Origin of the sequence: Rhodococcus sp. NPDC059179 (assembly GCF_042754885.1) — a bacterium.
GTDB lineage: Bacteria > Actinomycetota > Actinomycetes > Mycobacteriales > Mycobacteriaceae > Rhodococcus_G.
This window is the reverse complement of the sequence record NZ_JBHZBV010000005.1, coordinates 1-24,314: the sequence shown is the minus strand read 5'-3', so window position 1 is coordinate 24,314 and position 24,314 is coordinate 1. Positions and strand designations below refer to the sequence as shown.

23 protein-coding genes, 1 tRNA gene, 1 other RNA gene and 1 pseudogene are annotated in these 24,314 nt (G+C 69.1%); 6 read left to right on the top strand and 20 right to left on the bottom strand.

Translation table 11 applies throughout. From position 1 onward, the window contains the following. Window positions 1-170: 170 nt before the first annotated feature. The 6 genes from ACFXMV_RS12615 to ACFXMV_RS12590 all read right to left on the bottom strand — a co-directional run bounded on the left by ACFXMV_RS12615 (window position 171) and on the right by ACFXMV_RS12590 (window position 4,979). Window positions 171-833, bottom strand: coding sequence for a response regulator (locus ACFXMV_RS12615; RefSeq protein WP_378503269.1), 663 nt, complete (start codon window positions 831-833; stop codon window positions 171-173). Continuing rightward, window positions 830-1,825 (bottom strand): sensor histidine kinase, encoded by a 996-nt coding sequence (locus tag ACFXMV_RS12610; protein WP_378500166.1) that lies wholly within the window; start codon window positions 1,823-1,825, stop codon window positions 830-832. Before ACFXMV_RS12610 ends, ACFXMV_RS12615 begins: the two co-directional genes overlap by 4 nt. After that, on the bottom strand, window positions 1,822-3,261 hold the full coding sequence (locus ACFXMV_RS12605; protein ID WP_378500165.1) for a serine hydrolase domain-containing protein: 1,440 nt from the start codon (window positions 3,259-3,261) through the stop codon (window positions 1,822-1,824). The genes ACFXMV_RS12610 and ACFXMV_RS12605 overlap by 4 nt, the downstream gene beginning before the upstream one ends. A 218-nt stretch (window positions 3,262-3,479) precedes the next feature. Further along, window positions 3,480-3,552 (bottom strand) — tRNA-Ala (locus ACFXMV_RS12600). Window positions 3,553-3,710: 158 nt separating this feature from the next. Continuing rightward, window positions 3,711-4,454: a thioredoxin domain-containing protein gene (locus ACFXMV_RS12595; RefSeq protein ID WP_378500270.1), complete on the bottom strand. Its 744-nt coding sequence runs from the start codon at window positions 4,452-4,454 to the stop codon at window positions 3,711-3,713. Window positions 4,455-4,490: 36 nt separating this feature from the next. Then, a complete protein-coding gene (locus ACFXMV_RS12590) occupies window positions 4,491-4,979 on the bottom strand; it encodes a MauE/DoxX family redox-associated membrane protein (RefSeq protein ID WP_378500271.1) in 489 nt (162 codons plus the stop codon). A gap of 36 nt (window positions 4,980-5,015) precedes the next feature. On the opposite strand from ACFXMV_RS12590, the pseudogene ACFXMV_RS12585 reads away from it, so the two are divergent. Next, window positions 5,016-5,669 (top strand): annotated as a pseudogene (locus ACFXMV_RS12585) (VIT1/CCC1 transporter family protein); the annotation flags it as partial. Here the strand turns inward: ACFXMV_RS12585 and ACFXMV_RS12580 are convergent. From ACFXMV_RS12580 to ACFXMV_RS12555, 6 genes are read right to left on the bottom strand one after another with little or no spacing between them, the layout of a single operon-like run. Then, a complete protein-coding gene (locus ACFXMV_RS12580; protein ID WP_378500272.1) occupies window positions 5,616-6,941 on the bottom strand; it encodes an MFS transporter in 1,326 nt (441 codons plus the stop codon). The pseudogene ACFXMV_RS12585 and the gene ACFXMV_RS12580 sit on opposite strands and share 54 nt — an antisense overlap. A 34-nt stretch (window positions 6,942-6,975) precedes the next feature. Continuing rightward, entirely contained in the window at window positions 6,976-8,619 is a 1,644-nt protein-coding gene (gene pgm / locus ACFXMV_RS12575) for a phosphoglucomutase (alpha-D-glucose-1,6-bisphosphate-dependent) (RefSeq protein ID WP_378500273.1), read from the bottom strand. Between the two features lie 42 nt (window positions 8,620-8,661). Continuing rightward, on the bottom strand, window positions 8,662-9,030 hold the full coding sequence (crcB, locus tag ACFXMV_RS12570; protein WP_378500274.1) for a fluoride efflux transporter CrcB: 369 nt from the start codon (window positions 9,028-9,030) through the stop codon (window positions 8,662-8,664). Next, window positions 9,027-9,365, bottom strand: coding sequence for a DUF190 domain-containing protein (locus ACFXMV_RS12565; RefSeq protein ID WP_378500275.1), 339 nt, complete (start codon window positions 9,363-9,365; stop codon window positions 9,027-9,029). Before ACFXMV_RS12565 ends, crcB (ACFXMV_RS12570) begins: the two co-directional genes overlap by 4 nt. A gap of 1 nt (window position 9,366) precedes the next feature. Continuing rightward, complete coding sequence (crcB, locus tag ACFXMV_RS12560; protein ID WP_378500276.1) at window positions 9,367-9,780, bottom strand: fluoride efflux transporter CrcB; 414 nt, start codon at window positions 9,778-9,780, stop codon at window positions 9,367-9,369. After that, complete coding sequence (locus ACFXMV_RS12555) at window positions 9,781-10,500, bottom strand: LON peptidase substrate-binding domain-containing protein (protein WP_378500277.1); 720 nt, start codon at window positions 10,498-10,500, stop codon at window positions 9,781-9,783. Between the two features lie 44 nt (window positions 10,501-10,544). Between ACFXMV_RS12555 and ACFXMV_RS12550 the strand changes: the two genes are divergently transcribed. Continuing rightward, the gene (locus ACFXMV_RS12550; protein ID WP_378503268.1) at window positions 10,545-11,744 is read left to right on the top strand and encodes a lipase family protein; all 1,200 of its coding nucleotides are present in this window, start codon (window positions 10,545-10,547) and stop codon (window positions 11,742-11,744) included. Between the two features lie 61 nt (window positions 11,745-11,805). On the opposite strand, the gene ssrA is transcribed toward ACFXMV_RS12550, so the two are convergent. Continuing rightward, window positions 11,806-12,176: a transfer-messenger RNA gene (gene ssrA, locus ACFXMV_RS12545) on the bottom strand. Between the two features lie 210 nt (window positions 12,177-12,386). Between ssrA and ACFXMV_RS12540 the strand changes: the two genes are divergently transcribed. After that, a complete protein-coding gene (locus tag ACFXMV_RS12540) occupies window positions 12,387-14,423 on the top strand; it encodes a membrane dipeptidase (protein ID WP_378501693.1) in 2,037 nt (678 codons plus the stop codon). Between the two features lie 82 nt (window positions 14,424-14,505). Then, the gene (locus ACFXMV_RS12535; RefSeq protein WP_378503267.1) at window positions 14,506-16,551 is read left to right on the top strand and encodes an elongation factor G-like protein EF-G2; all 2,046 of its coding nucleotides are present in this window, start codon (window positions 14,506-14,508) and stop codon (window positions 16,549-16,551) included. Here ACFXMV_RS12535 and smpB read toward each other — a convergent pair. The 7 genes from smpB to ACFXMV_RS12500 all read right to left on the bottom strand — a co-directional run bounded on the left by smpB (window position 16,548) and on the right by ACFXMV_RS12500 (window position 22,270). Beyond that, window positions 16,548-17,024, bottom strand: coding sequence for an SsrA-binding protein SmpB (gene smpB, locus ACFXMV_RS12530; protein WP_378402518.1), 477 nt, complete (start codon window positions 17,022-17,024; stop codon window positions 16,548-16,550). The genes ACFXMV_RS12535 and smpB overlap by 4 nt on opposite strands. 67 nt (window positions 17,025-17,091) lie before the next feature. Next, window positions 17,092-17,997: a permease-like cell division protein FtsX gene (ftsX, locus tag ACFXMV_RS12525; RefSeq protein ID WP_378501674.1), complete on the bottom strand. Its 906-nt coding sequence runs from the start codon at window positions 17,995-17,997 to the stop codon at window positions 17,092-17,094. 53 nt (window positions 17,998-18,050) lie between these two features. Next, complete coding sequence (gene ftsE, locus ACFXMV_RS12520; RefSeq protein ID WP_378503266.1) at window positions 18,051-18,740, bottom strand: cell division ATP-binding protein FtsE; 690 nt, start codon at window positions 18,738-18,740, stop codon at window positions 18,051-18,053. A gap of 65 nt (window positions 18,741-18,805) precedes the next feature. Next, window positions 18,806-19,231, bottom strand: coding sequence for a hypothetical protein (locus ACFXMV_RS12515; RefSeq protein WP_378503265.1), 426 nt, complete (start codon window positions 19,229-19,231; stop codon window positions 18,806-18,808). Next, window positions 19,228-20,121: a mechanosensitive ion channel family protein gene (locus ACFXMV_RS12510; RefSeq protein ID WP_378503264.1), complete on the bottom strand. Its 894-nt coding sequence runs from the start codon at window positions 20,119-20,121 to the stop codon at window positions 19,228-19,230. The genes ACFXMV_RS12515 and ACFXMV_RS12510 overlap by 4 nt, the downstream gene beginning before the upstream one ends. Window positions 20,122-20,124: 3 nt before the next feature. After that, entirely contained in the window at window positions 20,125-21,228 is a 1,104-nt protein-coding gene (gene prfB, locus ACFXMV_RS12505; protein ID WP_378502286.1) for a peptide chain release factor 2, read from the bottom strand. Between the two features lie 49 nt (window positions 21,229-21,277). Further along, window positions 21,278-22,270: a metallophosphoesterase family protein gene (locus ACFXMV_RS12500; RefSeq protein ID WP_378503301.1), complete on the bottom strand. Its 993-nt coding sequence runs from the start codon at window positions 22,268-22,270 to the stop codon at window positions 21,278-21,280. Between the two features lie 104 nt (window positions 22,271-22,374). Between ACFXMV_RS12500 and hisN the strand changes: the two genes are divergently transcribed. Both hisN and ACFXMV_RS12490 read left to right on the top strand, forming a co-directional pair. Then, window positions 22,375-23,148 carry a histidinol-phosphatase gene (gene hisN, locus ACFXMV_RS12495; protein WP_378503263.1) on the top strand — a complete coding sequence of 258 codons (774 nt, stop codon included), beginning with the start codon at window positions 22,375-22,377 and terminating at the stop codon, window positions 23,146-23,148. A gap of 83 nt (window positions 23,149-23,231) precedes the next feature. After that, entirely contained in the window at window positions 23,232-24,071 is an 840-nt protein-coding gene (locus ACFXMV_RS12490; protein ID WP_378502534.1) for an alpha/beta fold hydrolase, read from the top strand. Window positions 24,072-24,314: the final 243 nt, after the last annotated feature.

The window sequence follows — 24,314 nt, the reverse complement described above, 5'->3', positions numbered from 1 at the left end:
TCGGAATGGGCGCAGGCACGGGTGATCCGCGGGCGCCGCTCTCCTTTCAGACAGGTAACACCAGTCACTCAGGTCACATTCGCACCAAGTGAAACAGATGGCCCGCAGACTGGCGAGGATCCGACGGCAACCGTTGGGCTTCCGTGACATTGCACAGAAGGTGGGGAGGATCAGGGTTCCGGGGCCGTCAAGCCCGCTTCGTGGGCGAGGATCGCCGCCTGGACCCGGTTCTTCAGATCGAGCCGGCGCAGGATCGCGCTGACGTGGGCTTTCACCGTCGCCTCGGCGATGAACAACTCGACGGCGATGTCCCGATTCGACAGACCGTGGCCGATGCGGGCGAGAACCGCCAGCTCCCGCACGGTCAGCTCGGCGATCTGCGTGCGGGCCGAAGCGGCACGGGTGAAGACGCCGCCGTCCCTCTGCGCGATCACCTTCTTGGCGATGCGCGGTGACAAGTAGGCACCGCCGCCCGCGACCGCGTGCACGCCGAAGATCAGTTCGCGCGGATCGGCGGCCTTGAGCAGAAAACCAGCCGCGCCCGCGTCGAGCGCGGCACCCACGTAGTCGTCCTCGTCGAAGGTGGTGAGCACGACGACGGCGATCTCCGGCGCGGCCCCGCGTAGTTCGGCGGCCGCCGAGAGCCCGTCCAGCCGGGGCATTCGCACGTCCATCAGCACGACACCAGGCCGGTGCGCCAGCGCCGAGTCCACTGCTTCGCGCCCGTCCGCGGCCTCGGCGACGACCTCGATGGCCGGGTCGGTTGTGAGGATCGACCGAATTCCTGCGCGGATCATGGCCTCGTCGTCGGCTACGAGTACCCGAATGCTCATCCACACACCCCGGGAAATCGTGCGTGCACGACGAATTCATTCCCATCGTGTTCGGCGGACAGGGTGCCGCCGACCAGCTCGGCATGCGCGCGGAGCCCGGCCAATCCCGTGCCTGCCGTTGGTCCTCGCCAGTGTCCTGCCGGGGCGCTGGGAGCGGCTACGGCGGCCGGTACGGGATTGCGGACGGTGATCGTGCTGGCCGACGATGACTGCTCGACCGTGATCGTGACCGACGCGCTCGGTGCGTGGCGTGCCGCGTTGGTCAGCGACTCCTGCACGACTCGATAGATCGCGCGACCGACCAGGTGTGGCAAGGGGATCGAATCCACCGGCAGGTCCAAGCGGATGCGCATACCCGCGGCCTCGGCACGCTCGACCAGCGCGGCGACGGACTCGTCGCGGGGCAGGCCAGGCGCGGCGACCGCATCACGCAGGACCGCGACGGAGCTTCGCAGCCGATCCGTGGCCGACACCGCCGACTCGCGAAGGCGCTGGACCGCAGCCCGATTCGGCTCGGGCAGCTCCGGCAACAGTTCCATCGCCCCGGCCTGTAACGCGATCAGTGCGAGGTCGTGACCAAGGGAATCGTGCATCTCGGCGGCGATCCTGGCCCGCTCACGCAGGGTGACCTGCTCAGCGACCAACGCCTGCTCCTGCTCGAGCTGGGCGACGCGGGCGAGCCCCGCCTCGATCAGCTCGGCTTGCTGCCGACGGAACCGCCCCGCCAGCCAGGGCAGCGTGACGAACACGACCAGGCAAAGCAGCGCCCCGACGCCGATAGAGAAGTTCACCGCGCAGTAGCCCACGGCCGGCAACGCGACGACACACTGCACCAGCCAGCCCCGTGCGGTATGGACGCGGCGGCCGTACAGGTACGCGATGACCGCGAGGGCGGCGAACAGCGCCTGGCGCGCGAGCGGGAGAGCGTCGAGAAAGAACCCATTGAGCAGGCAGACGACCGCGATGAGCGCAAACCCCGCGTTGTTCCTCATCGGATCGAGCTTAGTGAGCGCCGGAGCAGCCGTGCGGTCAACGTCGCGGCGCCTGCGATCGCGCAGGTCACCAGCGTGATGGTGAGCGGTGCGGGGAAGTATGTGAGCTGCGCCCAGGTCACTGTCCTGCCGTTCATCAACAGCGACAGGATTTGTGGAAGACCGGCGAGCAACATGAGCGGCATCAGCGCCGGAATCGACCGCAATGCGACTGACCACCACCGGACCGCCCGATGGCGGATCGCCCAGCGCCTGGACCGGACGACGCCGGCGATGCCGAGGCCGAGCGCACCTACCGCCGTGGCCGCGAGTCCGGCTTCGAACCACTGCCGGTCACCGCCAGGCACCTCGGGGCTCTCGCCACGGCTCAGGGCCACCAGCCCGCCGAGGATCGTGTAGGCGTCGTCCTGCAGCGCGGCGCTGTTGACGAGGACCGCGAAGCCATAGCCGGTCGACGGATCGAGCGCGGCGGCCGATGTATAGGTGAACAGGTTGCCCGAATGGGTCAGCAGCGGTGCGCCGTCGGTGTTCTCCGAGCCCCAGCCCATCCCGTAGTTGCGCACCGGTGACGGCGCGTGCAGGGTGGCCAGGCTCTCCGCGCCGACCAGTGGGGGACCGTCTCCGGATTGGGCGATCAGCCAGCGCCCCATATCCGCAGCGTCGGTGACGACCCCGCCGCTCCCGCTGTCGTCGAGGAATCCCGGCAGCTCGGGTCGGGCGATCCAGAGCCCGAAGATCGATATGAAACCGTCTGCGGGCGTGACGATGTCGTCGTCGACCGCACTGCCGGTCATGCCGAGTGGACCGAAGATCCGATCGCGCAGGTAGTCGCTGAACGGCTGTCCACTAGCTACCTCGACCAGCCGGGCGGCCACGTTGTAGTTGACATTGCAGTACGCCCAGCGGGTACCGGGGTCGGCTGCCAGGCGGGCCGTGCGCAGGGTCGCTGTGTACTGTTCGAGCGACGCGGCCGACTCGGTCGCCGTGATATCGACGGTCGGATCGGCGAGCCCGGAAGTCTGATTCAGCAAGTGCCGCACGGTGATCCGGTCAGCGCGCGGATCGTCGATCCGGAATTCGGGAAGTTGCTCGGTCACCGGTCTGTCCAGCGCGATCGCACCGTCCTCGACCAGGGTCAGTACCGCCGTCGCCGTGAACGCCTTGCTCAGCGAGGCGATCCGCATCGGTGTGCGCTCGGTGACCGCCGCGCCCGTCGAGTCGTGGCCGTATCCTGCCGCGTGCACCAGCTCGCCGTGCCGGGTGATGACCGCCGACACTCCGGGCAGTCCGGTGGATTCCAGAGATCGAGCGAGAAAGTTGTCGAAGACGTCGGAGGACACCGTGTTCGGTGTCGGCGCCGCCTGTCCCGTCGTCGGTACGGCGAGCGCCAATACGAGTCCGGCGATCCCTGTCCACACCACTGTTCCGCGTCGCATGATCTCGAAACTAGATATCCACCTGCCTCCGGCGAATCCGCCGATCGGCGCGACCGACCCCCCACGAAAGTCGATCACCCGCCCGACCGGCTGATCGGACCGGCGTCGAGAGGGGAACGTGTCATCAGCGGCCACCTGCGGACATTCCGACCCCGCCACCGAGCACAAACGAACCCCAGGTCAGAAACATAATCTGACCTGGGGTTCGCCTTCTTGGGTGGAGCTAAGGGGACTCGAACCCCTGACCCCCACACTGCCAGTGTGGTGCGCTACCAGCTGCGCCATAGCCCCGTATTCAGTTCTTTTTTCGCACCGAGCGCGTGCTCCTCCGTGCTGGAAGAAAGTTACACCATCGCCGCTCCGGCCAACAAATTGCCTGGTCACAGCCTACCCAGACCGAGGGTGGCGGGCACCGAGATTGTCGGTGCCCGCCGCCCTCACGGCCGGCGTCAGTTCAGCTCGGAGACCCAGTCCGGATTGCCGAGCGCATCGACGATGGCGCCGTTCACGATCACCGTGGGCGTCCCGGCCGCACCGCTCGCGGCCAGTGCCTCGCGGCCCTTCTGCGCCGACGCGGCGGCCTCGTTCACCTTGGCGCCGTCCGAGATGCATGCCACGGCGGCGTCGCCCGCGCCGGAGTCCTTGGCGATCTGGGCCAGTTCGGCGTTGGAGTGGTCCGAGGAGCCGTTCTCCGCGGGCTGGTTCTCGGGCGAGAACAGCGCGGCATGGAACTTCGAGTACGCGATCGCGTCACCGCTCTCGGCGACGCACATCGATGCGGCCACCGCGCGGGTCGAGTAGTCGCCGCTCGCGGAGAGTCGGTTGAGGAAGTCGAGGATGTGATAGCGCACCGCGACCTTGCCCTCGTCGATCTTCTGCGCGACCTCCTGACCGTTCTTGTTCTCCAACTCGGCGCAGTACGGGCACATCGGGTCCTCGAACACCTCGACGGTGGTGGGCGCGTCCGGCACGCCGATCCGCACGATGCCGTCCTCCTGCACCGCCACCTGCACGGCCGAATTCGACACGCCGCCATAGCCCTCGTTACGCGGCTTGCTCCGATTGTTCTGCCAGATGACCCCGCCGATCACCACGGCCGCGATCACCAGGACCGCCAGTCCCCCGAGGATGTACGTCGACCGACTCGACGTCGGCTGCAGGGAGGTGACGGGTTTGCCGTTCTTCGGGTTCACAGATGCAGTCCTTCGCTCCGAGATTCAAATGTGGCTTTACTCTGCCATCCCATGCTGAGGTGGCACTGAGAGCACGGGCCGAGACCGCGGCCCGAGCGCGAACGGGCTGCGCGGGAACGCGGTCAGCCACCCGGCCAGCGCGAGAAACCCGACGTCACGGGCGATCTCGCGGGCGTAGTCCCAGCCGTCGACGTCCGCAACCCCGCCGCCGCCGAAGCACCCGCAGTCGATGGACAGCCCGCGGGCCCACACCGAGATGATCACCCCGATCAGCACCACCAAGAGCAGGGCCGACGCGATGGCAGCAAGCCGGACCCCCAGTCCGATCAGCAGCAACAGCCCAAGCGCGATCTCGAGGAACGGCAGCGCGTTCGCGACCGGCCGTACCAGCGACTCCGGCAGCAACTGGTAGGCGCGCACCGCGATCACCGTTCCCGCCGGGTCCGCGGCCTTGAGCACTCCCGAGATCAGCCAGACGGCCGCGAGCCCGAGCCTGGCAAGCAGGCTGACGATCCGAATCCACACCAGGCCCACGGTACCGATCGGCGTAGATTCACCGTTATGAGCGAGCCGCAGCCCGGCCAGGAGCACAGCGAGACCGCGCTCCCGCACGAGTTCGATCACACCCACTCGAACGTGTCCGGCGGCTGGCTCCGGGCGGCGACCTTCGGTGCGATGGACGGCCTGGTCACCAACACCTCGCTGATCGCGGGTGTCGGCGGCGCAGGCGTCGAGGCGCACACCGTCATCCTCAGCGGTGTCGCGGGACTCGTGGCAGGCGCCTTCTCCATGGCGCTCGGCGAGTACGCCTCGGTGTCCACCGCGAACGAACAGATCGAGGCCGAGGTGAGGGTCGAGACACGCTCTCAGGCCCGCCATCCCGCGGCCGAGCAGGCCGAGCTGGTCGGCACGTTCACCGCGATGGGCATGAGCGAGGCGACCGCGGAGGCCGCAGCCGCGGAGGTGCACGACGACTCCGAGCGGGCGGTCAACATCCACCTCACCCACGAACTCGGCGTGAACCCGAGCGAGAAGCCGTCACCGCTGGTCGCCGCGGGCTCGTCGTTCCTGATGTTCTGCATCGGCGCGGTCATCCCGCTGATCCCGTACCTGCTCGGCTTCGAGTCGCTCGTCGCCGGGCTGGCCATCGGCGGGATCGGCCTACTGATCGTCGGCGCGCTCGCCGCGAGCTTCACCGCGAAGTCGAAGGTCGGCGGGGCCATCCGGCAGCTCGCCTTCGGCGCGATCGCGGTCGCGGCCACCTATCTGGTTGGCGCGTTGATCGGGGTCGGCATCCCCGGTTGACGCCTCCGGGATCGTCCGCGGCGCGACCACCCAGAACGCGATCGGGACCAGCATCAGCGCACCCGTGACCGCGAATGCCACACCGTAAGACAGGTTCTGGGCCAACACGCCCGCGATCAGCGGACCCACCACCACCCCGACGTCCGAGGACATCTGGAAGGTGGCCAGCACCGGACCGCCCCTGGCCTTGGAACCGATCACGTCGGCGACCGCGGCCTGCTGGGCCGGGTTCATCAGCCCGGACCCCATGCCCGCGATCAGGGACAGCGCGAGGAACACCAGCAGGTTCTCGCTGAACCCCAGGAACATCGTCGCGGCCCCGCTGACGGCCAGCCCGGCCAACACGAAGGGCCGCCTGCCGCGCAGGTCCGACAGCCGCCCCGCCGGGATCTGCACGAGCGCATTGCCGACCGCGTAGACAGTCAGCGCCACGCCCGCCAGCGCGGTGCCCTCGTCCAGCGCCTCGACCACGAACAGCGGCACCATCGCCACCCGGACTCCGAACGACACCCAGCCGTTGGCGAAGTTCGACGCCAACGCCGCCCGGTACGTCGGCGAGGCCAGCGCCTCGCGGAGCGACATGGTGATCGGTGCGCCGCCTGCCTCCGGTGAGGCGAGCGCGGATCCCCGCAGGCTGAGATAGACCACCGCGGCCGCGATGAGCAGCGCCACCGCGTAGATCAGGAAGGGCGCGCGCAGCCCGAAGCCCGCCAGCGCGCCGCCGACCAGCGGGCCGCCGATGGTGCCGAACAGGAAGGACGTCGCGTACAGGCCCGACACCCGTCCGCGGATACCGGGCGGCGTGATCCGGATCAGCAAGCCGAGCGCGGACACGGTGAACATCGTCGACCCGACACCGCCGACCGCCCGGAACAGCAACAGCTGCCAGTAATCCTGCGCGAACGCGACCGCGCCGGACGACGCGGCGACGATCAGCAGCCCGGTGAGATAGGTCGGACGCTCCCCCAGCCGCTGCACGAACGCGCCGCTCAGCGGCGCGAACAGCAGTCGCATCAGCGCGAACACGCTGATCACGGCCGTCGCGGCAGTGACCCCGACGTCGAAGCTGCGGGCGAACTGGGGCAGTGCCGGTGCGACGATTCCGAACCCGAGGGCGATGACGAAACTGGCCGAAACCAGGACCCAGATCTCGCGTGGCAGCTTGGCTGCGGTGGTGTGCATGATTGCCACCGATCCTAGCCAGCGGCGCCTCGCCTCAGGCGCCTGCTCCCAGTGCCCGGGACACCAGCTCCCGCGCCTCGTCCTGCACCTGCGCGAGATGCTCTCCACCCCTGAACGATTCGGCGTAGATCTTGTACTTGTCCTCGGTGCCGGACGGCCGCGCGGCGAACCAGGCGTTCTCCGTGCAGACCTTGAGTCCGCCGAGCGCCGCGCCGTTGCCGGGCGCCGCGGTGAGCGTCGCGGTGATCGGCTCGCCCGCCAGGTCGGTCGCGGTGACCTGATCCGACGAGAGCGCCGCCAGGGCAGCCTTCTGCTCGCGGCTTGCGGGCGCGTCGACCCGCGCGTATTCGGGGCTGCCGTACCGCTCGGCGAGCTCGGCGTACCGGGCCGACGGTGAGCGCCCGGTGACGGCGACGATCTCGGACGCCAGCAGCGCCATGATGAGGCCGTCCTTGTCGGTCGTCCACACCAGGCCGTCGGTGCGCAGGAACGAGGCGCCGGCGCTCTCCTCGCCGCCGAAACCCAGTTCTCCCGTCAGCAGCCCGGGCACGAACCACTTGAAGCCGACCGGCACCTCCACCAACTCCCGGCCGAGGCCTGCCACCACCCGATCGATCATCGACGAGCTCACCAGGGTCTTGCCGACCTTGGTGCCAGGCGCCCAGCCGGGCCGGTTCGCGTAGAGGTAGTCGATGGCCACGGCGAGGTAGTGATTCGGGTTCATCAGCCCGCCGTCCGGCGTGACGATGCCGTGCCGGTCGGCGTCCGCGTCGTTGCCGGTGGCGATGTCGAACCGGTCGCGCGTGCCGATCAGCGAGGCCATCGCGTCCGGGGACGAGCAGTCCATCCGGATCTTGCCGTCGGTGTCGAGGGTCATGAACCGCCAGGTGGCGTCGACCAGCGGATTCACCACCGTCAGGTCGAGCCGGTGTCGCTCGGCGATCGCACCCCAGTAGTCGACGCTGGCGCCGCCGAGCGGGTCGGCCCCGACCCGGATGCCCGCGGCGCGGATGGCGTCGAGGTTCACCACGTTGGGCAGGTCGTCGAGGTACGTGGCGAGGAAGTCGTACGGCCGCGCCGCACCCGCCAGCGCCGCCGCCAGCGGGACCCGCTTCACCCCGGCCAGCCCCGCCGCGATCAGCTCGTTCGCGCGCGCCTCGATCGCCGAGGTGGCCGCGGTGTCGGCCGGACCGCCGTGCGGTGGGTTGTACTTGAATCCGCCGTCGCGCGGCGGGTTGTGCGAGGGCGTGACCACGATGCCGTCGGCCCTTGCCGCCGGACCCGACTCGTTGTACCGCAGGATCGCGTGACTGACCGCGGGGGTCGGGGTGTATCGACCACCGGAATCAATCAGCACCACAACGTCGTTGGCGGCAAGCACCTCGAGTGCGCTGGTCCAGGCGGGTTCGGAGAGCGCGTGGGTGTCGCGGCCGAGGAACAGCGGGCCGGTGATCGACTGGCCTGCCCGGTATTCGGCGATGGCCTGGGTGGTGGCGAGGATGTGAGCCTCGTTGAAGGCGCCGTCCAGGCTGGAACCGCGATGCCCGGAGGTGCCGAACGCGACCCGCTCGTCAGGGTTCTCGGGGTCGGGGATGCGGCTGTAGTAGGCCGTCACCAACTGCGCGAGATCCTCGAGATCCTGCGGCTGCGCCGGCTGCCCGGCTCGATCGTGTCCCACGACGCCCCTCTCTTCTTATGGTTGTGTCGCTCCGCCATTCGATCACGCGAACAGGGCGTGCGCGACGGCGAACCCGAGGGCCGCGGCCGCGATCCCCGCCACGACGCTGACCACGACGTTGGCGAGCGCGTACAGGCGCACCCCGTCCTCGACGAGCCGGACCGTCTCGTAGCCGAAGGTGCTGTACGTGGTCAGGGCCCCACAGAATCCGGTGCCCACCAGCGCCATCAGCTGGCCGCCGTGACCGACCGAGGCGCCGACCAGGCCGCCGAGGATCAGCGATCCGATCACGTTCACCGTCAGGGTTCCCCACGGGAACACGCTGTCGGTGCGGGAACCGACGGCACGGTCGAGCAGGAACCGCGCCGGAGCACCGACCATGCCGCCGACGACCACCAGCACCACCGTCACGGCCGGTCCTCGGTGAAGTGCACCCGCTCGACTTCCTCCAGCGTCACGGTGGCCTCGGTGAGCAGTTCGCCGATGCCGTCCAGGAACTCGCGGATCCGCTGCTCGGTGTCCACCGCGACCACCAGCAGCGGCAGCCCGTCCGCCAGGTCGAGGAGCCGGGTGGTGTGGATGTGCGCGGAGGCGCCGTAGCCTTCGATGCCACGCCACACGCTGGCCCCACCCAGCCCCGCGGTGCGGGCCCGCTTGACGATCTCCTGATACTTCGGTTTGTGATGCCAGAGGTCGTCCTGCCCGAGGATGATCGACAGCCGCAGCTCCGTGCGCGAATAGGACATCTCAGTCTCCCTTCCCGGCGAAGGCGCCGGTGACGTACCTCGCGCCCCACACCCCCGCCAGCACGGCGGCGAGCGCCGCGAGAACCGTCCCGACGAGATATACGAACGCGATCGGATAGCTGCCGGACGCGAGCAGCCCCCGCACCTCGACCGCGTAGGTGGAGAAGGTGGTGAAGCCGCCGAGGACCCCGACTCCCAGGAAGGGCCGGAGCAACCGGTGCGCGGCCGCGACCTCGGTGATGAGCACCATCAGGATGCCGATCAGCAGGCAGCCGAGCACGTTGGTGATCAGCGTCGCCCACGGCATCTCCCGGGTGGGGATCGCGTGCGCGATGCCATACCTCGCGAGCGCGCCGATTCCGCCGCCGAGCGCGACGACCGCGAGCAACGTTCCCTCACCGCGCACGTGAATCATCTACTCCGACAGCCTGAATCGCACCGCGGCGATCACGTCGCCGAGCGCCTCGGCGAGAACCGTCAGTCGCTCGCCCGGACCTGGAGCCGACAGCAGACGCAACCGATCCGCCGCAACGAGCGGCAGACTCGCGGCGAGGGCGAAGACGCGGTCGCCCATCTCGCCGGGCAGCTCGTCCAGCCGGGGGAACTCGGGCGCCGGGATGCCGTGCTGCGCCGCGGACCGGCTCAGCAGTCCACCGAGTTCGTCCACCAGCGCGCCGACTTCGTCGATCGCCTCCGCCCCGTGCATCGCACCCCCGTCGGGCCACGGCTCCACGTCGGCCCGCGGGTACGGGTCGTCCGGCAACCAGCGCCGCACCCGGATCCGCCGCTCCCCGACGCATCCGAGCAACAGTCGTCCGCCCGGAGCCTGCTCGCAGTCGATGATGCGCGCCACCGTGCCGACGTCGGTGCGCTGGTCGCCGCCGCCCACCTCGTGGCCGCGGGAGATGAGCACCACGCCGAACCGCATCAGGTCCGGCGAGGAGGTCAGGTGGGCGATCATCTCGAGGTAGCGCGGCTCGAACACCTGCAGCGGCAGCAGTTCGCCGGGCAGCAGCACGGCACCGAGCGGGAACATCGGCAGGGCATCCACGGTCACAGCATGCCCTCGATCCGGGGTGTCGCGCCGATAACCGCCGAAGACCACGCCGAGATTCGATAGTGTGAGCTGCGTCATGGCGCGGGGGTGCTTGACGGACGGCCGAATCACTGGAGGATTCGATGCGAGTCACACTCAGAGATTCCGTCACCGCCGTGTTCGCGGCGCTGGCGCTGGCATTCTCGCTGGCCATCGCCGCGCCGCCGCCAGCCCAGGCGCAGCCGCTGATGCCTGCGCCCGATCCCGATCCGTTCTACTGGGCACCACCGGATCTGGGCGCCCGCGCGAACGGCGACGTGCTGCGCAGCAGGCCGGTCGACGTCTCGCGGTACGGCAACGCCGACGGCTGGCAGATCAGCTACCGCTCCACCAACTCGACGGGCCACCCGATCGCCGCGGTGACCACCGTGCTGGTCCCGCGCGGCGGGGTGAACCGTCCGCTGGTGTCGTATCAGACGATCATCAATTCGCTCGGCACACGGTGCGGGCCGTCGCACACCCTGTTCAACGGGCAGCTCCAGGAGGCGCCGCTGATCAACCTGATGCTGCTGCGGGGCTGGGCTGTCGCGCTCCCCGATCACCTCGGGCCGACCAGCGCGTACGGCGCCGCCCGGCTCGGCGGCCAGATCGTCCTCGACGGGATCCGCGCGGTGCAGCGACTACCCGAGGCCAGGCTCTGGCAGAGCCCCGTCGGCGTGGTCGGCTACTCGGGCGGCGGCATGACCAGCGGCTGGGCGGGGGCACTGGCGCCCAGCTACGCGCCCGAACTCAACATCGTCGGCATCGCGCAGGGCGGCGTCCCTGCCAACCTCAGCGAGCTCGCGAACGGCCTCGGGACCGCGCCGCACCCGCTGTTCGGTCTCGGCTTCGCCGCCACCCTGGGACTCGAACGCGAGTACCCGTCCTCCATTCCGTTGGCCAGTGGACTCACCCCCGCCGGACTGACCCTGCGCGACCGGATCACGAACGCGTGCTCGCAGGAGATCATCGACGCCGGGGCGAACCACAGCGCCGCCGAGGTGTCCGCCGATCCCGCCCGGATCCACGCGCCCGCGGTACGGGCGATCTTCGACGAGAACAGCCTGATGCTGTACCGCGGGGTCCCGCGGGCCCCGCTGTACGCCTGGCACGGCAGGGGCGATCAGCTCGCCCCGCTGGATTCGGCGGCCGCGACCGTCCGCAACTACTGTGCGGCCGGACTTCCCGTGCAGTTCGACGTGCTTCCCGGCGATCACGGTCCGGCCAGCATCGAGGGGATACCCGGCGCCTTCGGGTGGCTGGACGGCCGGTTCGCCGGTGGTCCCGCGCCGAACAACTGCTGAGGCTCGCCCCGATCATCCCGACACGACGAAGGCCCCGGACCGTGTGGTCCGGGGCCTTCGTTTGTGGAGCTGCCGGGAATCGAACCCGGGTCCTCCGCCGAATCGCTAGGGCTTCTCCGTGTGCAGTTCGCTAAGCCTCTACTTGGATCTCCCGGTCTCGCGAACAAGCCGTGATGACGATCCCAGTCACTGTTTGATGTCCCATCCGACTCCGTGACCGAGCCGGTAGGTAAAGCCCTCTAGCTGATGCCAGTACCCGACCCGAGGGCGAGATCGGACTGACAGACACGCTTCGCTACTTAGGCAGCGAGAGCGTAGTCGCGCTGATTGGAATCGGCGCTTATAGGTTTGCAGCGACGCTTACGGTGGTCTCTTGCCTGCACCGACACGCTTCCCCTAACTCAACGTACAAAGTCGAAACCGTTCAGCCCCGTACGTACCCAGCACCATGCTGGGACCACACACTGTAACGCCCCCGCGCCGGGAAATCATCCCGATTACTTCCCCGGCGTTTCACCTGGACGATTGTCCAAAATGATCTACTCTTCTCGGCAAATCAGTAAGCGGATTGACAGGGGATATCGGACGCTCATGAGACAGCAACCGGGGCGTACGCGCCGACGCTGGGTACACACTCTCGCCGTGACGCTGGCGCTGGTCCTGGCCGGCGGTGGGATCGCGGCGTCGCAGCCGTCGCCCGCTCCTACCGGCCCCGGCGACGATCCCGTCTTCGGGCTGGCCAACGGCTGCTACGCCCTGAAGTCGGACGAGGGCGGGAAGTACGTCCGCCGCGCCGATGGCGGCTACCGCGCAGACGCGGACTCGCTCGCGGGCGCCGAGGCGTTCCGCACGCACGCGGCGCAGTTGGGCCGGTTCATGTTCTACGGCAGGGGCGGCGACATGCTCGCCCATGACGGCAAGCGCGCGGTGGTCTCGACCCGCGACGCGCTGCCGACCACCGACTGGACCCTGACGCACACCGAGGGCACCTACGCCATCACGGCAACCTCCAACGGCAGCCAGCTCGCCGCCGCCAACGGGAACATGGAGCTCACCGACCCCGGCACCAATCCCGCGGGCGGACGGTTTGTCCTCACCCCGGCCGAGGGCTGCGCGGATTTCCCCGACTCCGAGGTGAACGCGACCGGTAAGCCGCTCTCCGGCACCGGACCGAACGGCGAGGTGCGCGGCTTCATCGACGCGCACGTGCACCTCGACGCCAACCTGTTCATCGGCGGACAGGTGCACTGCGGCACCCCCTTCGACCCGCAGGGCATCACCGTCGCACTGAAGGACTGCGCGGACCACGGCAGCGACGGCATGCCCGCGCTGCTCGAGAACATCCTCTCGCACGGCAGCCCGGTCGCCGAGCACGACACCACCGGCTGGCCGACCTTCGCCGACTGGCCGCACCCGGACTCGCTGACCCACGAGCAGACCTACTACAAGTGGGTGGAACGGGCCTGGCGCGGCGGCCTCCGCATCTTCACCAACCTCCTGGTGAACAACCGGGTGCTGTGCGACGTCTACCCGCTCAAGAACCGTTCCTGCAACGACATGGACACCATCCGCGCGCAGGCCACGCAGGTCCGCGAGATGCAGGACTACATCGATGCCCAGTACGGCGGCCCCGGCCGCGGCTGGTTCCGGATCGTCAGCTCCCCCGAGGACGTCCGCAAGGTCACAGGCGAGGGCAAGCTCGCGGTGACCATCGGCATCGAGACGTCCGAGCCGTTCGGGTGCGCGCTGCGCGACGGCGTGCCGCAGTGCACCGAAGCCGACATCGACCGCGGCCTCGACGAGGTCTATGCGATGGGCGTGCGGCAGATGATCGTCACGCACAAGTTCGACAACGCCTTCGGCGGTGTCCGCTTCGACGGCGGTATCCAGGGCGTCGCGGTCAACGCGGGCAACTTCATCGGCACCGGCAGGTTCTGGGAGGCCGAGCCGTGCACCGGACCGGTGCACGACAACCCGTTGCTCTCCGTCGGCGACGGGCCGGCCGAGGCGCTTGCCGCGCTACCGCCCGGCGTCACCACGCCGGTTTACCCCAAGGGTCCGCTCTGCAACGTCCGCGGGCTGACGAAGCTCGGCGAGCACATGGTCCGCGGCATGATGGACCGCGGCATGATCGTCGATGTCGACCACATGAGCGTCAAGACCGCCGAGGACACCCTGCGGATCCTCGAGAAGGCGAAATACTCCGGCGTGGTCTCCAGCCACAGCTGGACCGACCCGCTGAACTACGAGCGGATCTACGCGCTCGGCGGCTTCGTCGCCGCCTACGCGTCCGGCCTCGACACCGACCCCCGCAAGGAGAACTTCGTCACCGCCTGGCGCGAGGCCCGCGCGGATCGCAGCGAGGACTACTACTACGGCTTCGGCTACGGCGCAGACACCAACGGCTTCGGCCCGCAGGCGCGGCCGCGTGAGGACACCGACACCAAGCCGCTGCGGTATCCGTACACCACCTTCGACGGCGGCACCACGATGGACCGTCAACGCACCGGCGAGCGCGTCTTCGACCTGAACACCGACGGCGTCGCGCAGTACGGACTGATCCCGGACTGGATCGCGGACATGCGGATCGCGGCAGGCGACGACGGCGATCAGATCATCGAGGACATGAGCCGCGGCGCCGAGGCCTACCTGCAGATGTGGGAGCGCGTCGCGAAGTAGGAATTCCTCCGTCGCATTGCCTGTGCCGACGGGCTGCCCCGCCTAGACTCGGGTCAGCCCGTCGCTGCGGGAGGAGACATCGATGGCCGACCGGATGACGGTTCGCGCGGGCAGTGCCCCGCCAGCGTCGCGTCCCGAGCAACTGCGCAACGTGGTCCTGATCGGCTGCAGCGGCGCGGGTAAGACCACCCTCGCCGAATCGCTCGCGCTGGCGGCAGGCGCCATCGGCCGGGCCGGCCGGATCCCCGACGGCAACACCGTCTCCGACTACGAGGAGATCGAGCACCACCAGCAGCGATCGGTCCAGCTCGCGGTCGTGCCGTTGGAGTGGAACGGCTGCAAGGTCAACCTCCTCGACCCACCGGGCCACCCCGACTTCGGCGCCGAACTACGGGCCGGTCTGCACGCCGCCGACGCCGCCGTCTTCGTGGTCTCTGCCACCGACCCGGTGACCGCACCCACCCGGGCCCTGTGGCGCGAATGCGCGGCGGCCGCGATACCCCGGGCGATCGTGGTGGCGAAACTCGACGTGGCCCGCAGCGGCTTCGACGACATCCTCACCGCCTGCCACGACGCCTTCGGCCTCGGCACCGACACCCTCCGGCCGGTCTACCTCCCGGTCTTCAGCGACGGCCGACCCCGCGGGTCCCTCGGCCTGCTCACCGGCCGCAGCTACGGCGAACCCGGGCCGTGCCCAGAGGCCGAGGCCGCGCGCGAGAGCCTGGTCGAGGCCATCTCGGGTCAGGACGACACCCTGATGGAGCGCTATCTCGCGGGTGAACCGCTCGACGAGGAGGCGCTCACCGACGGCCTGCGCCGGGAGATCGTCGACTGTGCGCTGCATCCCGCGCTCGCCGTCACCGACGACGGCGTCGGCGCGGCCGAACTGCTCGACCTCATCACCGGCGCGTTCCCGGACCCCACCCACCGCCGCGGACCCGCACCAGCCGCAGACCCGGCCGCGCCGCTCGCGGCCCAGGTCATCCGCATCACCGGCGACGCCTACGTCGGCCGCATCAGCCTCGTCCGCGTCTTCGCGGGCACATTGCTCCCCGACACCCACGTCCACGTCGGGGGCGCGGCTGCCGGCTCGGACGGATCCGCCGACGAGAAGGTCACCACCCTCACCGGTCCCTTCGGGAAGCTGCAGCGACCGGTGCCCGAGGCGGTGGCAGGCGACATCGTCTGTATCCCCAAGCTCACTGCGCACATCGGGGACACCATCGGCGACACCGAACACCCGGCCGCGCTGGACGCCTGGGCGCTGCCGGTGCCGCTGCTGCCGATCGGCGTCGAGGCGCACAGCAAGACCGACGAGGACAAGCTCTCCCAGGCGCTGGCCCGACTGACCGCCGAGGACCCGGCCCTGCGGCTGGAACAGAACCCGGACACCCACCAGATCGTGCTGTGGTGCACCGGCGACGCGCACGCCGAGGTCGCCCTCGACCGGCTGCGCAACCGTCACGGCGTCCACGTCGACACCGTGCCCTACCAGGTGGCGCTGCGGGAGACGTTCGGCGGCAACGCCTCCGGGCACGGGCGACTGGTCAAGCAGTCCGGCGGCCACGGCCAGTACGCGATCTGCGACCTCGAGGTCGAACCGCTGCCGACCGGCTCCGGATTCGAGTTCCGCGAGCACGTGGTGGGCGGGGCGGTCCCGAAGGGCTTCATCCCGTCCGTCGAAAAGGGGGTACGCGCCCAGTTGGAGAAGGGGGTCGCGACCGGTCATCCACTGGTGGACGTGCGGGTGACTCTGGTCGACGGGAAGGCGCACTCGGTGGACTCATCGGACGCCGCCTTCCAGACCGCCGCGAGCCTCGCACTGCGCGACGCGGCGGGGCACACCTCGATCCGGCTGCTCGAACCGGTCGCCGCGGTCGCCGTGACCCTCCCGGACGACTACCTCGGCGCCGTGCTCAGCGACCTGTCCGCCCGGCGTGGCCGGGTCCTCGGGACCGAGACGAAGGGACCGGGGCTGTCGCTGCTGCGCGCGGAGGTGCCCGAGATCGAGCTCGCCCGCTACCCCGTCGAGCTCAATTCACTCGTGCACGGCAACGCCGAATTCTCCCGCTGTCACCTGCGATACGAGCTGATGCCCGACGCACTGGCCGCCCAGATCGGCCGTTAGCGGCTCATGCCCTTCACCCGACGGCCCAGCTCACGGGTGACCTCGCGCTCGGCTGTCCGGCGCGCGATGTCCTGACGCTTGTCGTAGTCCTGCTTGCCCTTCGCGAGGGCGAGCTCCACCTTGACCTTGCCGTCCGAGAAGTACATCGAGAGCGGGACCAGCGTCTGGTTTCCCTCCCTGGTCTTGCCGACGAGATGCTCGATCTCGCGCTTGTGCAGCAGCAGCTTCCTGGTCCGCCTCGGCGAGTGGTTGGTCCAGCTGCCCTGGGTGTACTCCGGGATGTGCAGCCCGCGCAGCCACACCTCACCGTCGTCGACGGTGGCGAACGCGTCGACCAGCGACGCCTTGCCCTCGCGCAGGCTCTTCACCTCGGTGCCGACCAGCGCGATGCCCGCCTCGTAGACGTCGATGATCGAATAGTTGTGCCGTGCCTTGCGATTGCTCGCGATGACCTTGCGGCCCTTTTCCTTCACGTTCGGGCCCCTTCAGTCCGCGCAGTGATCGAGTTCTGTCCCCAGGATAGGCCCGGGGCGCAACCGATTACTCGCGGACATAGAGCCGCAGCGTGATGTACGCGGTGAACGCGGCCATGCCGACGCCGACGAGCACCAGGAACGGCGACACCAGCAGCACGTCGCTGTTCGAGATCCGGGCGACGATGTTCGCGTCGTAGACGTCGGTGAGGACGTCGTCGATGAACAGGTTCTTCGCGGTGAACAGGCCGGCGATCGCCAGCACCGCACCGATCAGCGCTGCGACCACCGCCTCCAGCAGGAACGGGAGCTGGGTGTACCAGCGGGTGGCGCCGACGAGCCGCATGATTCCCACCTCGGTGCGGCGGGTGAACGCGGCGATCTGCACCATGTTCGCGATCAACAGGATCGACGCGATCGCCTGCACGATGGCAATCGCGAAGGCCGCGTTACGGATTCCGTTCAGCACGCTGAACAACCGCTCGACCAGGTCGCGCTGGTTGAGCACGCTCTGCACACCCGGCCGGGTGCCGAACGAATCGTTGATGACGCCGAACCGCTCGGGGTCGCTGAGCTTGATCTTGAACGAGGCGGGCAACGAGTCCTCGCTCACCATCGAGGCGAGCTCGGGCTGATCCTTGAACACCCGCTCCTTGGCGTCCGCCACCGCGTCCGCCCGGTTGAGGTACTGCACGGACACCACCGACGGGGTGTTCTCGAGGTCGCTGCGCAGGGCCGCGCAGATGTCCTGGCCGCAGTCGGGGTCGGAGATCGACACGTCGTCGGTGAGGAAGATCTGCACCTCGACCCGATCGAGGAAGATCTGCTGGGTCTTTCCCGCCATCTGGACGACGAGCAGTCCGCCGCCGAACAGGGCGAGCGAGATCGCGGTCGTCAGGATCATCGCGATGGTCATGGTGATGTTGCGGCGCAGGCCGGTGAAAACCTCGCTGAAGATGAAGCTGGCGCGCATCGGAAAGTCTTGTCCTTCGTATGTCGGGGTGGGACGGCGAGGGGTCGGTGTGCCTAGCGCCCCACGCCGTAGACACCGCGGGCCTCGTCGCGCACCACGCGTCCGAGGTCCAGTTCGACCACCCGGCGCCGCATCGAGTCGACGATGTGGTGGTCGTGGGTGGCCATCAGCACGGTGGTTCCGGTGCGGTTGATCCGTTCCAGCAGCAGCATGATGTCGCCGGTGGTGTCGGGGTCGAGGTTGCCGGTGGGCTCGTCGGCGAGCAGCACCAGCGGCCGGTTCACGAACGCCCGCGCGATGGCGACACGCTGCTGCTCGCCGCCGGAGAGTTCGGTGGGCAGGCGGTCCGCCTTGCCGGACAGGCCGACCAGGTCCAGCACCTCGGGGACGGTGCGATCGATCATGTTGCGGGGCTTGCCGATCACCTCGAGCGCGAAGGCCACGTTCTCGGTCACCGTCTTCTGCTGCAGCAGCCGGAAGTCCTGGAAAACGCATCCGATGCTCTGCCGCAGCTTCGGTACCCGCCGCGCGGACAGCCGGTTCACGTGGAAGTCGCCGACCCTGATGTCGCCCGAGGTGGGGGTGTCCTCCTTGAGCAACAGGCGCATGAAGGTGGACTTCCCGGACCCGGACGGGCCGATCAGGAAGACGAACTCGCCCTTGTCCACCGAGACATTCACCTTGTCCAGTGCAGGCCTCGAAGAGGTCTTGTAGGACTTGGACACATTCTCCACGCTGATCACGGGGAGCCAGTTTAGCCGTTATCCGACGGTGACCTTAGGTTTCGGCGGACCTGCAGGTCCAGGCCCTACGGGGTGGGTGTGGGCGCCGAAGTCGGCGCCTCAGGGGTGGCCGTCACGACACCGGGCGGCAGCTCCATCCCGGACGGGACGGACACCCACGGCGGCAGCACGATGGCGGGAGGGGTCGTCGGCGACGGGGTGGTGGTGGTCGCCTCGGCCGTGGTCGACGGCACCGCGCTGGTGGTGGGCGGGGTGCTCGTGGTCGGCTCCGTGTACTCCGGTGACCGGGGGGTCGTCGGCACCGGGGCCACCTGGCCGGTCTCGGTGTTTTCCGGGTCCTGGTTGAGGTATCCGTACAGCAGCAGCGTGGCCAGGAACGCGACGCCCAGGATCACCGTCGAGGTCCTGGCCCGGCCGAACAACTTCTCCGGCAGGACCCAGCGCCGCTCGTGCTTGCCCGGGGTCTCGTGCTCCTCGTGCTCGTTGGTCACCTGGTGTCCCCGATCTGGTCCGCGGACAACTCCGGGCCGACCAGGATGCCCTCCTTGCGCAGCGCCGCGGCCACCCGCACCCGCAGCTCGCGGCCCACCTGGAACTGCTTGCCCGGCAGGGTGCGCGCCACCATCCGAATGTTCACCGTGTCGAGTTCGATGCTCTCCACGCCCATCACCGACGGCTCGTCGAGGAGCAGCGGCTCCAGGTCGAGGTCCGCGAACGCCTCCCGGCCGACGGACCGCAGCACGTCGTTGACGTGGTTGAGGTCCGCGGTCGCGGGGATCGGCACGTCGACCACCGCGCGCGCCCAGTCCTTGGACAGGTTGACGGCCTTGACGATCTGCCCGTTGGGCACCGTGATGACCTCGCCGTCCGAGGACCGCAGCCGCGTCACCCGCAGGGTCACGTCCTCGACGGTGCCGTAGGCGTCCTCCGACGATCCGGTGACCGCGATCCGCACGACGTCGCCGAAGCCGTACTGCCGCTCGGTGATGATGAAGAAGCCTGCCAGGATGTCCTGCACGATCCGCTGCGCACCGAAGCCGAGCGCGGCGCCGAGCACCGTCGCGGGCGCGACCAGGCTGGCCACCGAGAACCCGAGGCGTTGCAGTACCTCGATGGTGACCAGGGTGTAGACGATGGTGATGAGCACCCAGGTGATCACCTGGGCCAGCGCGTGCCGGTGCTTGGTCGCCTCCGAGCGGACCAGCGCGTCGCCCTGGTGGTAGTTGAGATCGATCCGATCCGTGACCTTGTTCCCGGCCCAGCTCAGGAACCGCGCCATCAACATTCCGCCGAGCACGTAGAGGACGATCTCCAGGCCGCTCGACTCCAGCCAGGTGACGAACCGCGAGGATTCCGGGGAGAGAACGAGGGCCGAGACCACCGGCTAGACCTGCTCCGCGCTCATCCGCCAGCGGATGCCGGACTCGAGGAATCCGTCGATGTCGCCGTCGAGAACCGCGGACGGGTTGTTCACCTCGTATTCGGTGCGCAGGTCCTTGACCATCTGGTACGGGTGCAGCACGTAGGAGCGCATCTGGTTACCCCAGGAGCTGCCGCCGTCACCCTTGAGCGCATCCATCTCGGCGCGCTCTTCCTTGCGCTTGACCTCGAGCAGCTTGGCCTGCAGCACCCGCATCGCGGACACCTTGTTCTGCAGCTGCGACTTCTCGTTCTGACAGGTGACCACGATGCCGGTCGGGATGTGCGTGAGCCGCACCGCCGAGTCGGTGGTGTTGACGGACTGACCGCCTGGACCCGAGGAGCGGTAGACGTCGACGCGGACGTCGTTCTCGTTGACGTCGATGTGGTCGGTGGTCTCGACCACGGGCAACACCTCGACCTCCGCGAAGGAGGTCTGCCGGCGACCCTGGTTGTCGAACGGGCTGATCCGCACGAGGCGGTGGGTGCCCATCTCCACGGACAGGGTGCCGTAGCTGTACGGCGCCTTCACCGCGAAGGTGGCGCTCTTGATGCCGGCCTCTTCCGCGTAGGAGGTGTCGTAGACCTCGACGCCGTAGCCGTGCTTCTCGGCCCACCGGATGTACATCCGCATCAACATCTCGGCCCAGTCGGCGGCGTCGATGCCGCCCGCGCCGGACCGGATGTTGACCAGCGCGTCGCGCTCGTCGTACTCGCCGGAGAGCATGGTCTTGACTTCCATCGCCTCGATGTCGGTGCGCAGGGTGGCGCGCTCCGCGTCGGCGTCCGCGACGGCGTCGGCACCCTCGTCCTCGGCCAGCTCGTAGAGCACCGGCATGTCGTCGAGGCGTCCGCGCAGGCCCTCGACCCGGCGCAGTTCGGACTGCGCGTGGGAGAGCTGGCTGGTCACCTGCTGGGCGTGCTCCTGGTTGTTCCACAGCTCGGGATCAGCCGCCTGGTGCTCGAGTTCGTCGATGCGCCTGCGCAGCTCTTCGACGTCCAGCACCCGCTCGACGGTGGTGAGGGTGGTGTTGAGCTCGGCCAGGTCTGCGGAAACGTCGGGATGCACAAGTATCAAGGTTACCGGTGCGCGCGCCGGAACGCCGCCGCGGTCGCTCTCAGCTGAATGCGTCGCCACCGTCGACGCGGAACTCCGCGGTTCGGATCACCGCGGCACGCCGGAAGTCCAGCGCGCGGATCCGGACGGTCGGGCCGTCCACCTCAATCCGCAGGCCCTGATTCTCCTTCCGGTCGAGTGGCTGCTCGCCGCCGCTGCCGTCCGGTCCGAACCCGGTCTGCACGGCGCCGGTGTTGACCGCGGCGAACCCGTCCGGGTGCCCGCCCGGCACGGTCCGCCGGCTCAGCCAGTCCTCGCGGTACAGGCTCCAGTGCGTGTGCCCGCTGAGCAGCAGCACGTTGGGAAACCCGCCGAGGATCGTCAGCAGCTCGTCGGACTCCGCGTAGTCGCTGCCGTAGATCTTCGGAGCCTGGGTGAGCGGATCGGTGAATGTCCCCGACACCGTGCCCGGCAGCGCATGGTGGCTCATCACCAGTACCGGGCGTTCGCGCGGGCACTTCTCGAGCGTGTCCCTCAGCCAGTCCAGTTGGGTGCGGCCGAGGATCACGCAGTGCCCGCTCGCCTCGCTGCCGTCGATGGTGCCGAGCCGGATCACCGGCACCCCGGCCACCTCGTGCGCCGAGTACAGGCCCGGCATCGCCGAGTACCGCAGGAACCTGTCGACGGACACAGCGCTCGGTTCGTCGTTGTAGAACTCGTGGTTGCCGATCGTGTACAGCGCCTCCGGATGGGCCGTCCGCCCCAGCCGGTCGAACAGCTGCTCGTATTCGTCGATGCGTCCGCTCGGGGTGAGGTCGCCGTTGACGAGCAACGCGTCGGCTGGGCCGAAGGTGACCAGATTGTTGAGCGCGCGGTCGAGATCGGCGAGGTCGCCCTGGATGTCGGAGATCACGTCGAACCAGGCGGCCGTCGGCGGTTTCCGCCTCACCGGGGACGGCATGCCGGACGTCTGCGCGGTCATACCGACGAATTGTGCCGCGGCGAGCCCCGCCAGCGCGCCACCTCCGGCGAGAACACGGCGCCGTGTCAGCATCACGGTCCGATGGTGACCCTCGCGGCGAAACGACCACCCGCTTCGGGCTGAATACCCGGTGAAGCGACGAGGAAGTCCTGCGCCGGTCAAGTACCGTCGTCGCCGTGACCGATCTCGAACTCGCACTGCGCATCGCCGATGAGGCCGACACCATCACCAGGGCCCGCTTCGGCGCGCTCGACCTCAAGGTCGACGACAAGCCCGACCTCACCCCGGTCTCGGACGCCGACCTCGCGGTCGAGCGTGCGGTGCGGGCGGTGCTCGCGGCGGAACGCCCGGACGACGCCGTGCTGGGCGAGGAGTTCGGCGGCGACGCGACGTTCGAGGGCAGGCAGTGGGTGGTCGACCCGATCGACGGCACCAAGAACTTCGTCCGGGGGGTCCCGGTGTGGGCCACGCTGATCGCGCTGTTGCAGGACGGGATCCCGGTGGTCGGCGTCATCAGCGCCCCCGCCCTGTCGCGGCGCTGGTGGGCGGCCGAGGGCGCGGGCGCCTTCGCGTCGTTCGACGGCGGCGAGCCCACCCGGATCTCGGTGTCCGCGGTGGACCGGCTGGAGTCCGCGAGCCTGAGCTTCGCGAGCCTGAGCGGCTGGCGCGACCGCGGGATCCGCGATCAGTTCATCGCGCTCACCGACGAGGTGTGGCGGGTCCGGGGCTACGGCGACTTCTTCTCCTACTGCCTACTCGCCGAGGGCGCGCTCGAGATCGCCGCCGAGCCCGAGGTCTCGCTGTGGGACCTGGCGCCGTTGGACATCCTGGTGCGCGAGGCGGGCGGACGCTTCACCGCACTGGACGGCCGCGCGGGCCCGCACGGCGGCAGCGCGGTGGCGAGCAACGGCCTGCTGCACGACGCGGTGCTGGAGCGGCTGCACCGATGACTTTCGGGTGAGTCCGTCGTCTATATCTCTGGATATAGACGACAGGCAGGAGCCCAGGCGTGACGAGACCGTTTCGATCTGACATGACCTCGATACGGGCGAACGGTGTGGATCTCGGCATCGAGAGCTTCGGCCGCGAGGACGATCCGCTGGTGCTGCTGGTCGGCGGCACAACGATGTTGTCCTGGCCCGACGCGCTGTGCGAGCGGCTCGCGTCGGGCGGGCGGCGCGTGGTCCGCTACGACCTGCGCGACTCCGGCGCATCGACGACCCTCGACCCTGAGAATCCGGGGTACGACCTTCGGGATCTCGTAGCCGACGGGGCCGCGCTGGTCGCAGTGCTCGGCGCCGGGACCGCCCATCTCGGCGGGGTCGGCGTCGGCGGGATGGTCGCTCAGGTCGCCGCGCTGGACCACCCGGACGTGTTCTCCGCACTGACCCTCGTCGGCACCAGGCCGGTGGCACCCGGCCCGGTCGACGAAGACCTGCCGGACCACGACCCCGCGGTCATGGGCCCGCTGTTCACCCACCCGCTGCCGGACTGGACCGACCGGGATGCCGTCGCGGCGTTCGCCGCTGAGCGGGCCGAGCGGATGGGCGACGATCCGGAGGAGTCGCGGGCGATGGCGGCCCGAATCTGGGACCGGACGCCGTCGAGCGATCCCGCGGTGCACCAGGCGAATCAGCTCGGGATGGTCTTCTCCCGGATCGACTGCGCCCCGCGATGGCGGGAGCGGCTCGGTGAGCTCGACGTGCCCACGCTCGTGGTGCACGGTCGCGGAGACCCGTTCTTCCCGGCCGGGAACGGCGAGGTCCTCGCCGCCGAGATCCCCGGGGCGCGACTGCTCGTCCTCGACGACATGGGTGCTGCCCTGCGGCACGCCGCGGGCGACCAGGTCGCCGACGTCATGCTCGCCCTCTGACTGCTCCGCTGGCGGCGAACGCCGCTACACCGTCGACCAGATTCTTGTCGGTGGCCACAGATAGACTCGCTTGTATGTTCGATACTGGGGAATCTCGGGGAAACACCGCAGGTGAGACCACCTGCGGCGAGGGCCTCCCGACTCCCGGGTATGTGGTTGATTACGACGATGCAGCCGCCGCGTTGTCGGCGTTGACGGGGTGTGCGCGGGCGGAGAACATCGCGGCGGCCAACAAGGTTTTGT

Bases quoted from the DNA above. Each gene is read 5' to 3' on its own strand.
- ACFXMV_RS12615 (WP_378503269.1), bottom strand. From the start codon at position 833: ATGAGCATTCGGGTACTCGTAGCCGACGACGAGGCCATGATCCGCGCA.
- ACFXMV_RS12610 (WP_378500166.1), bottom strand. From the start codon at position 1,825: ATGAGGAACAACGCGGGGTTTGCGCTCATCGCGGTCGTCTGCCTGCTC.
- ACFXMV_RS12605 (WP_378500165.1), bottom strand. From the start codon at position 3,261: ATGCGACGCGGAACAGTGGTGTGGACAGGGATCGCCGGACTCGTATTG.
- ACFXMV_RS12580 (WP_378500272.1), bottom strand. From the start codon at position 6,941: ATGCACACCACCGCAGCCAAGCTGCCACGCGAGATCTGGGTCCTGGTT.
- ACFXMV_RS12565 (WP_378500275.1), bottom strand. From the start codon at position 9,365: ATGTCCTATTCGCGCACGGAGCTGCGGCTGTCGATCATCCTCGGGCAG.
- crcB (WP_378500276.1), bottom strand. From the start codon at position 9,780: ATGATTCACGTGCGCGGTGAGGGAACGTTGCTCGCGGTCGTCGCGCTC.
- ACFXMV_RS12555 (WP_378500277.1), bottom strand. From the start codon at position 10,500: ATGACGCAGCTCACACTATCGAATCTCGGCGTGGTCTTCGGCGGTTAT.
- ACFXMV_RS12550 (WP_378503268.1), top strand. From the start codon at position 10,545: ATGCGAGTCACACTCAGAGATTCCGTCACCGCCGTGTTCGCGGCGCTG.
- ACFXMV_RS12535 (WP_378503267.1), top strand. From the start codon at position 14,506: ATGGCCGACCGGATGACGGTTCGCGCGGGCAGTGCCCCGCCAGCGTCG.
- ftsX (WP_378501674.1), bottom strand. From the start codon at position 17,997: ATGCGCGCCAGCTTCATCTTCAGCGAGGTTTTCACCGGCCTGCGCCGC.
- ACFXMV_RS12500 (WP_378503301.1), bottom strand. From the start codon at position 22,270: ATGCTGACACGGCGCCGTGTTCTCGCCGGAGGTGGCGCGCTGGCGGGG.
- ACFXMV_RS12490 (WP_378502534.1), top strand. From the start codon at position 23,232: ATGACCTCGATACGGGCGAACGGTGTGGATCTCGGCATCGAGAGCTTC.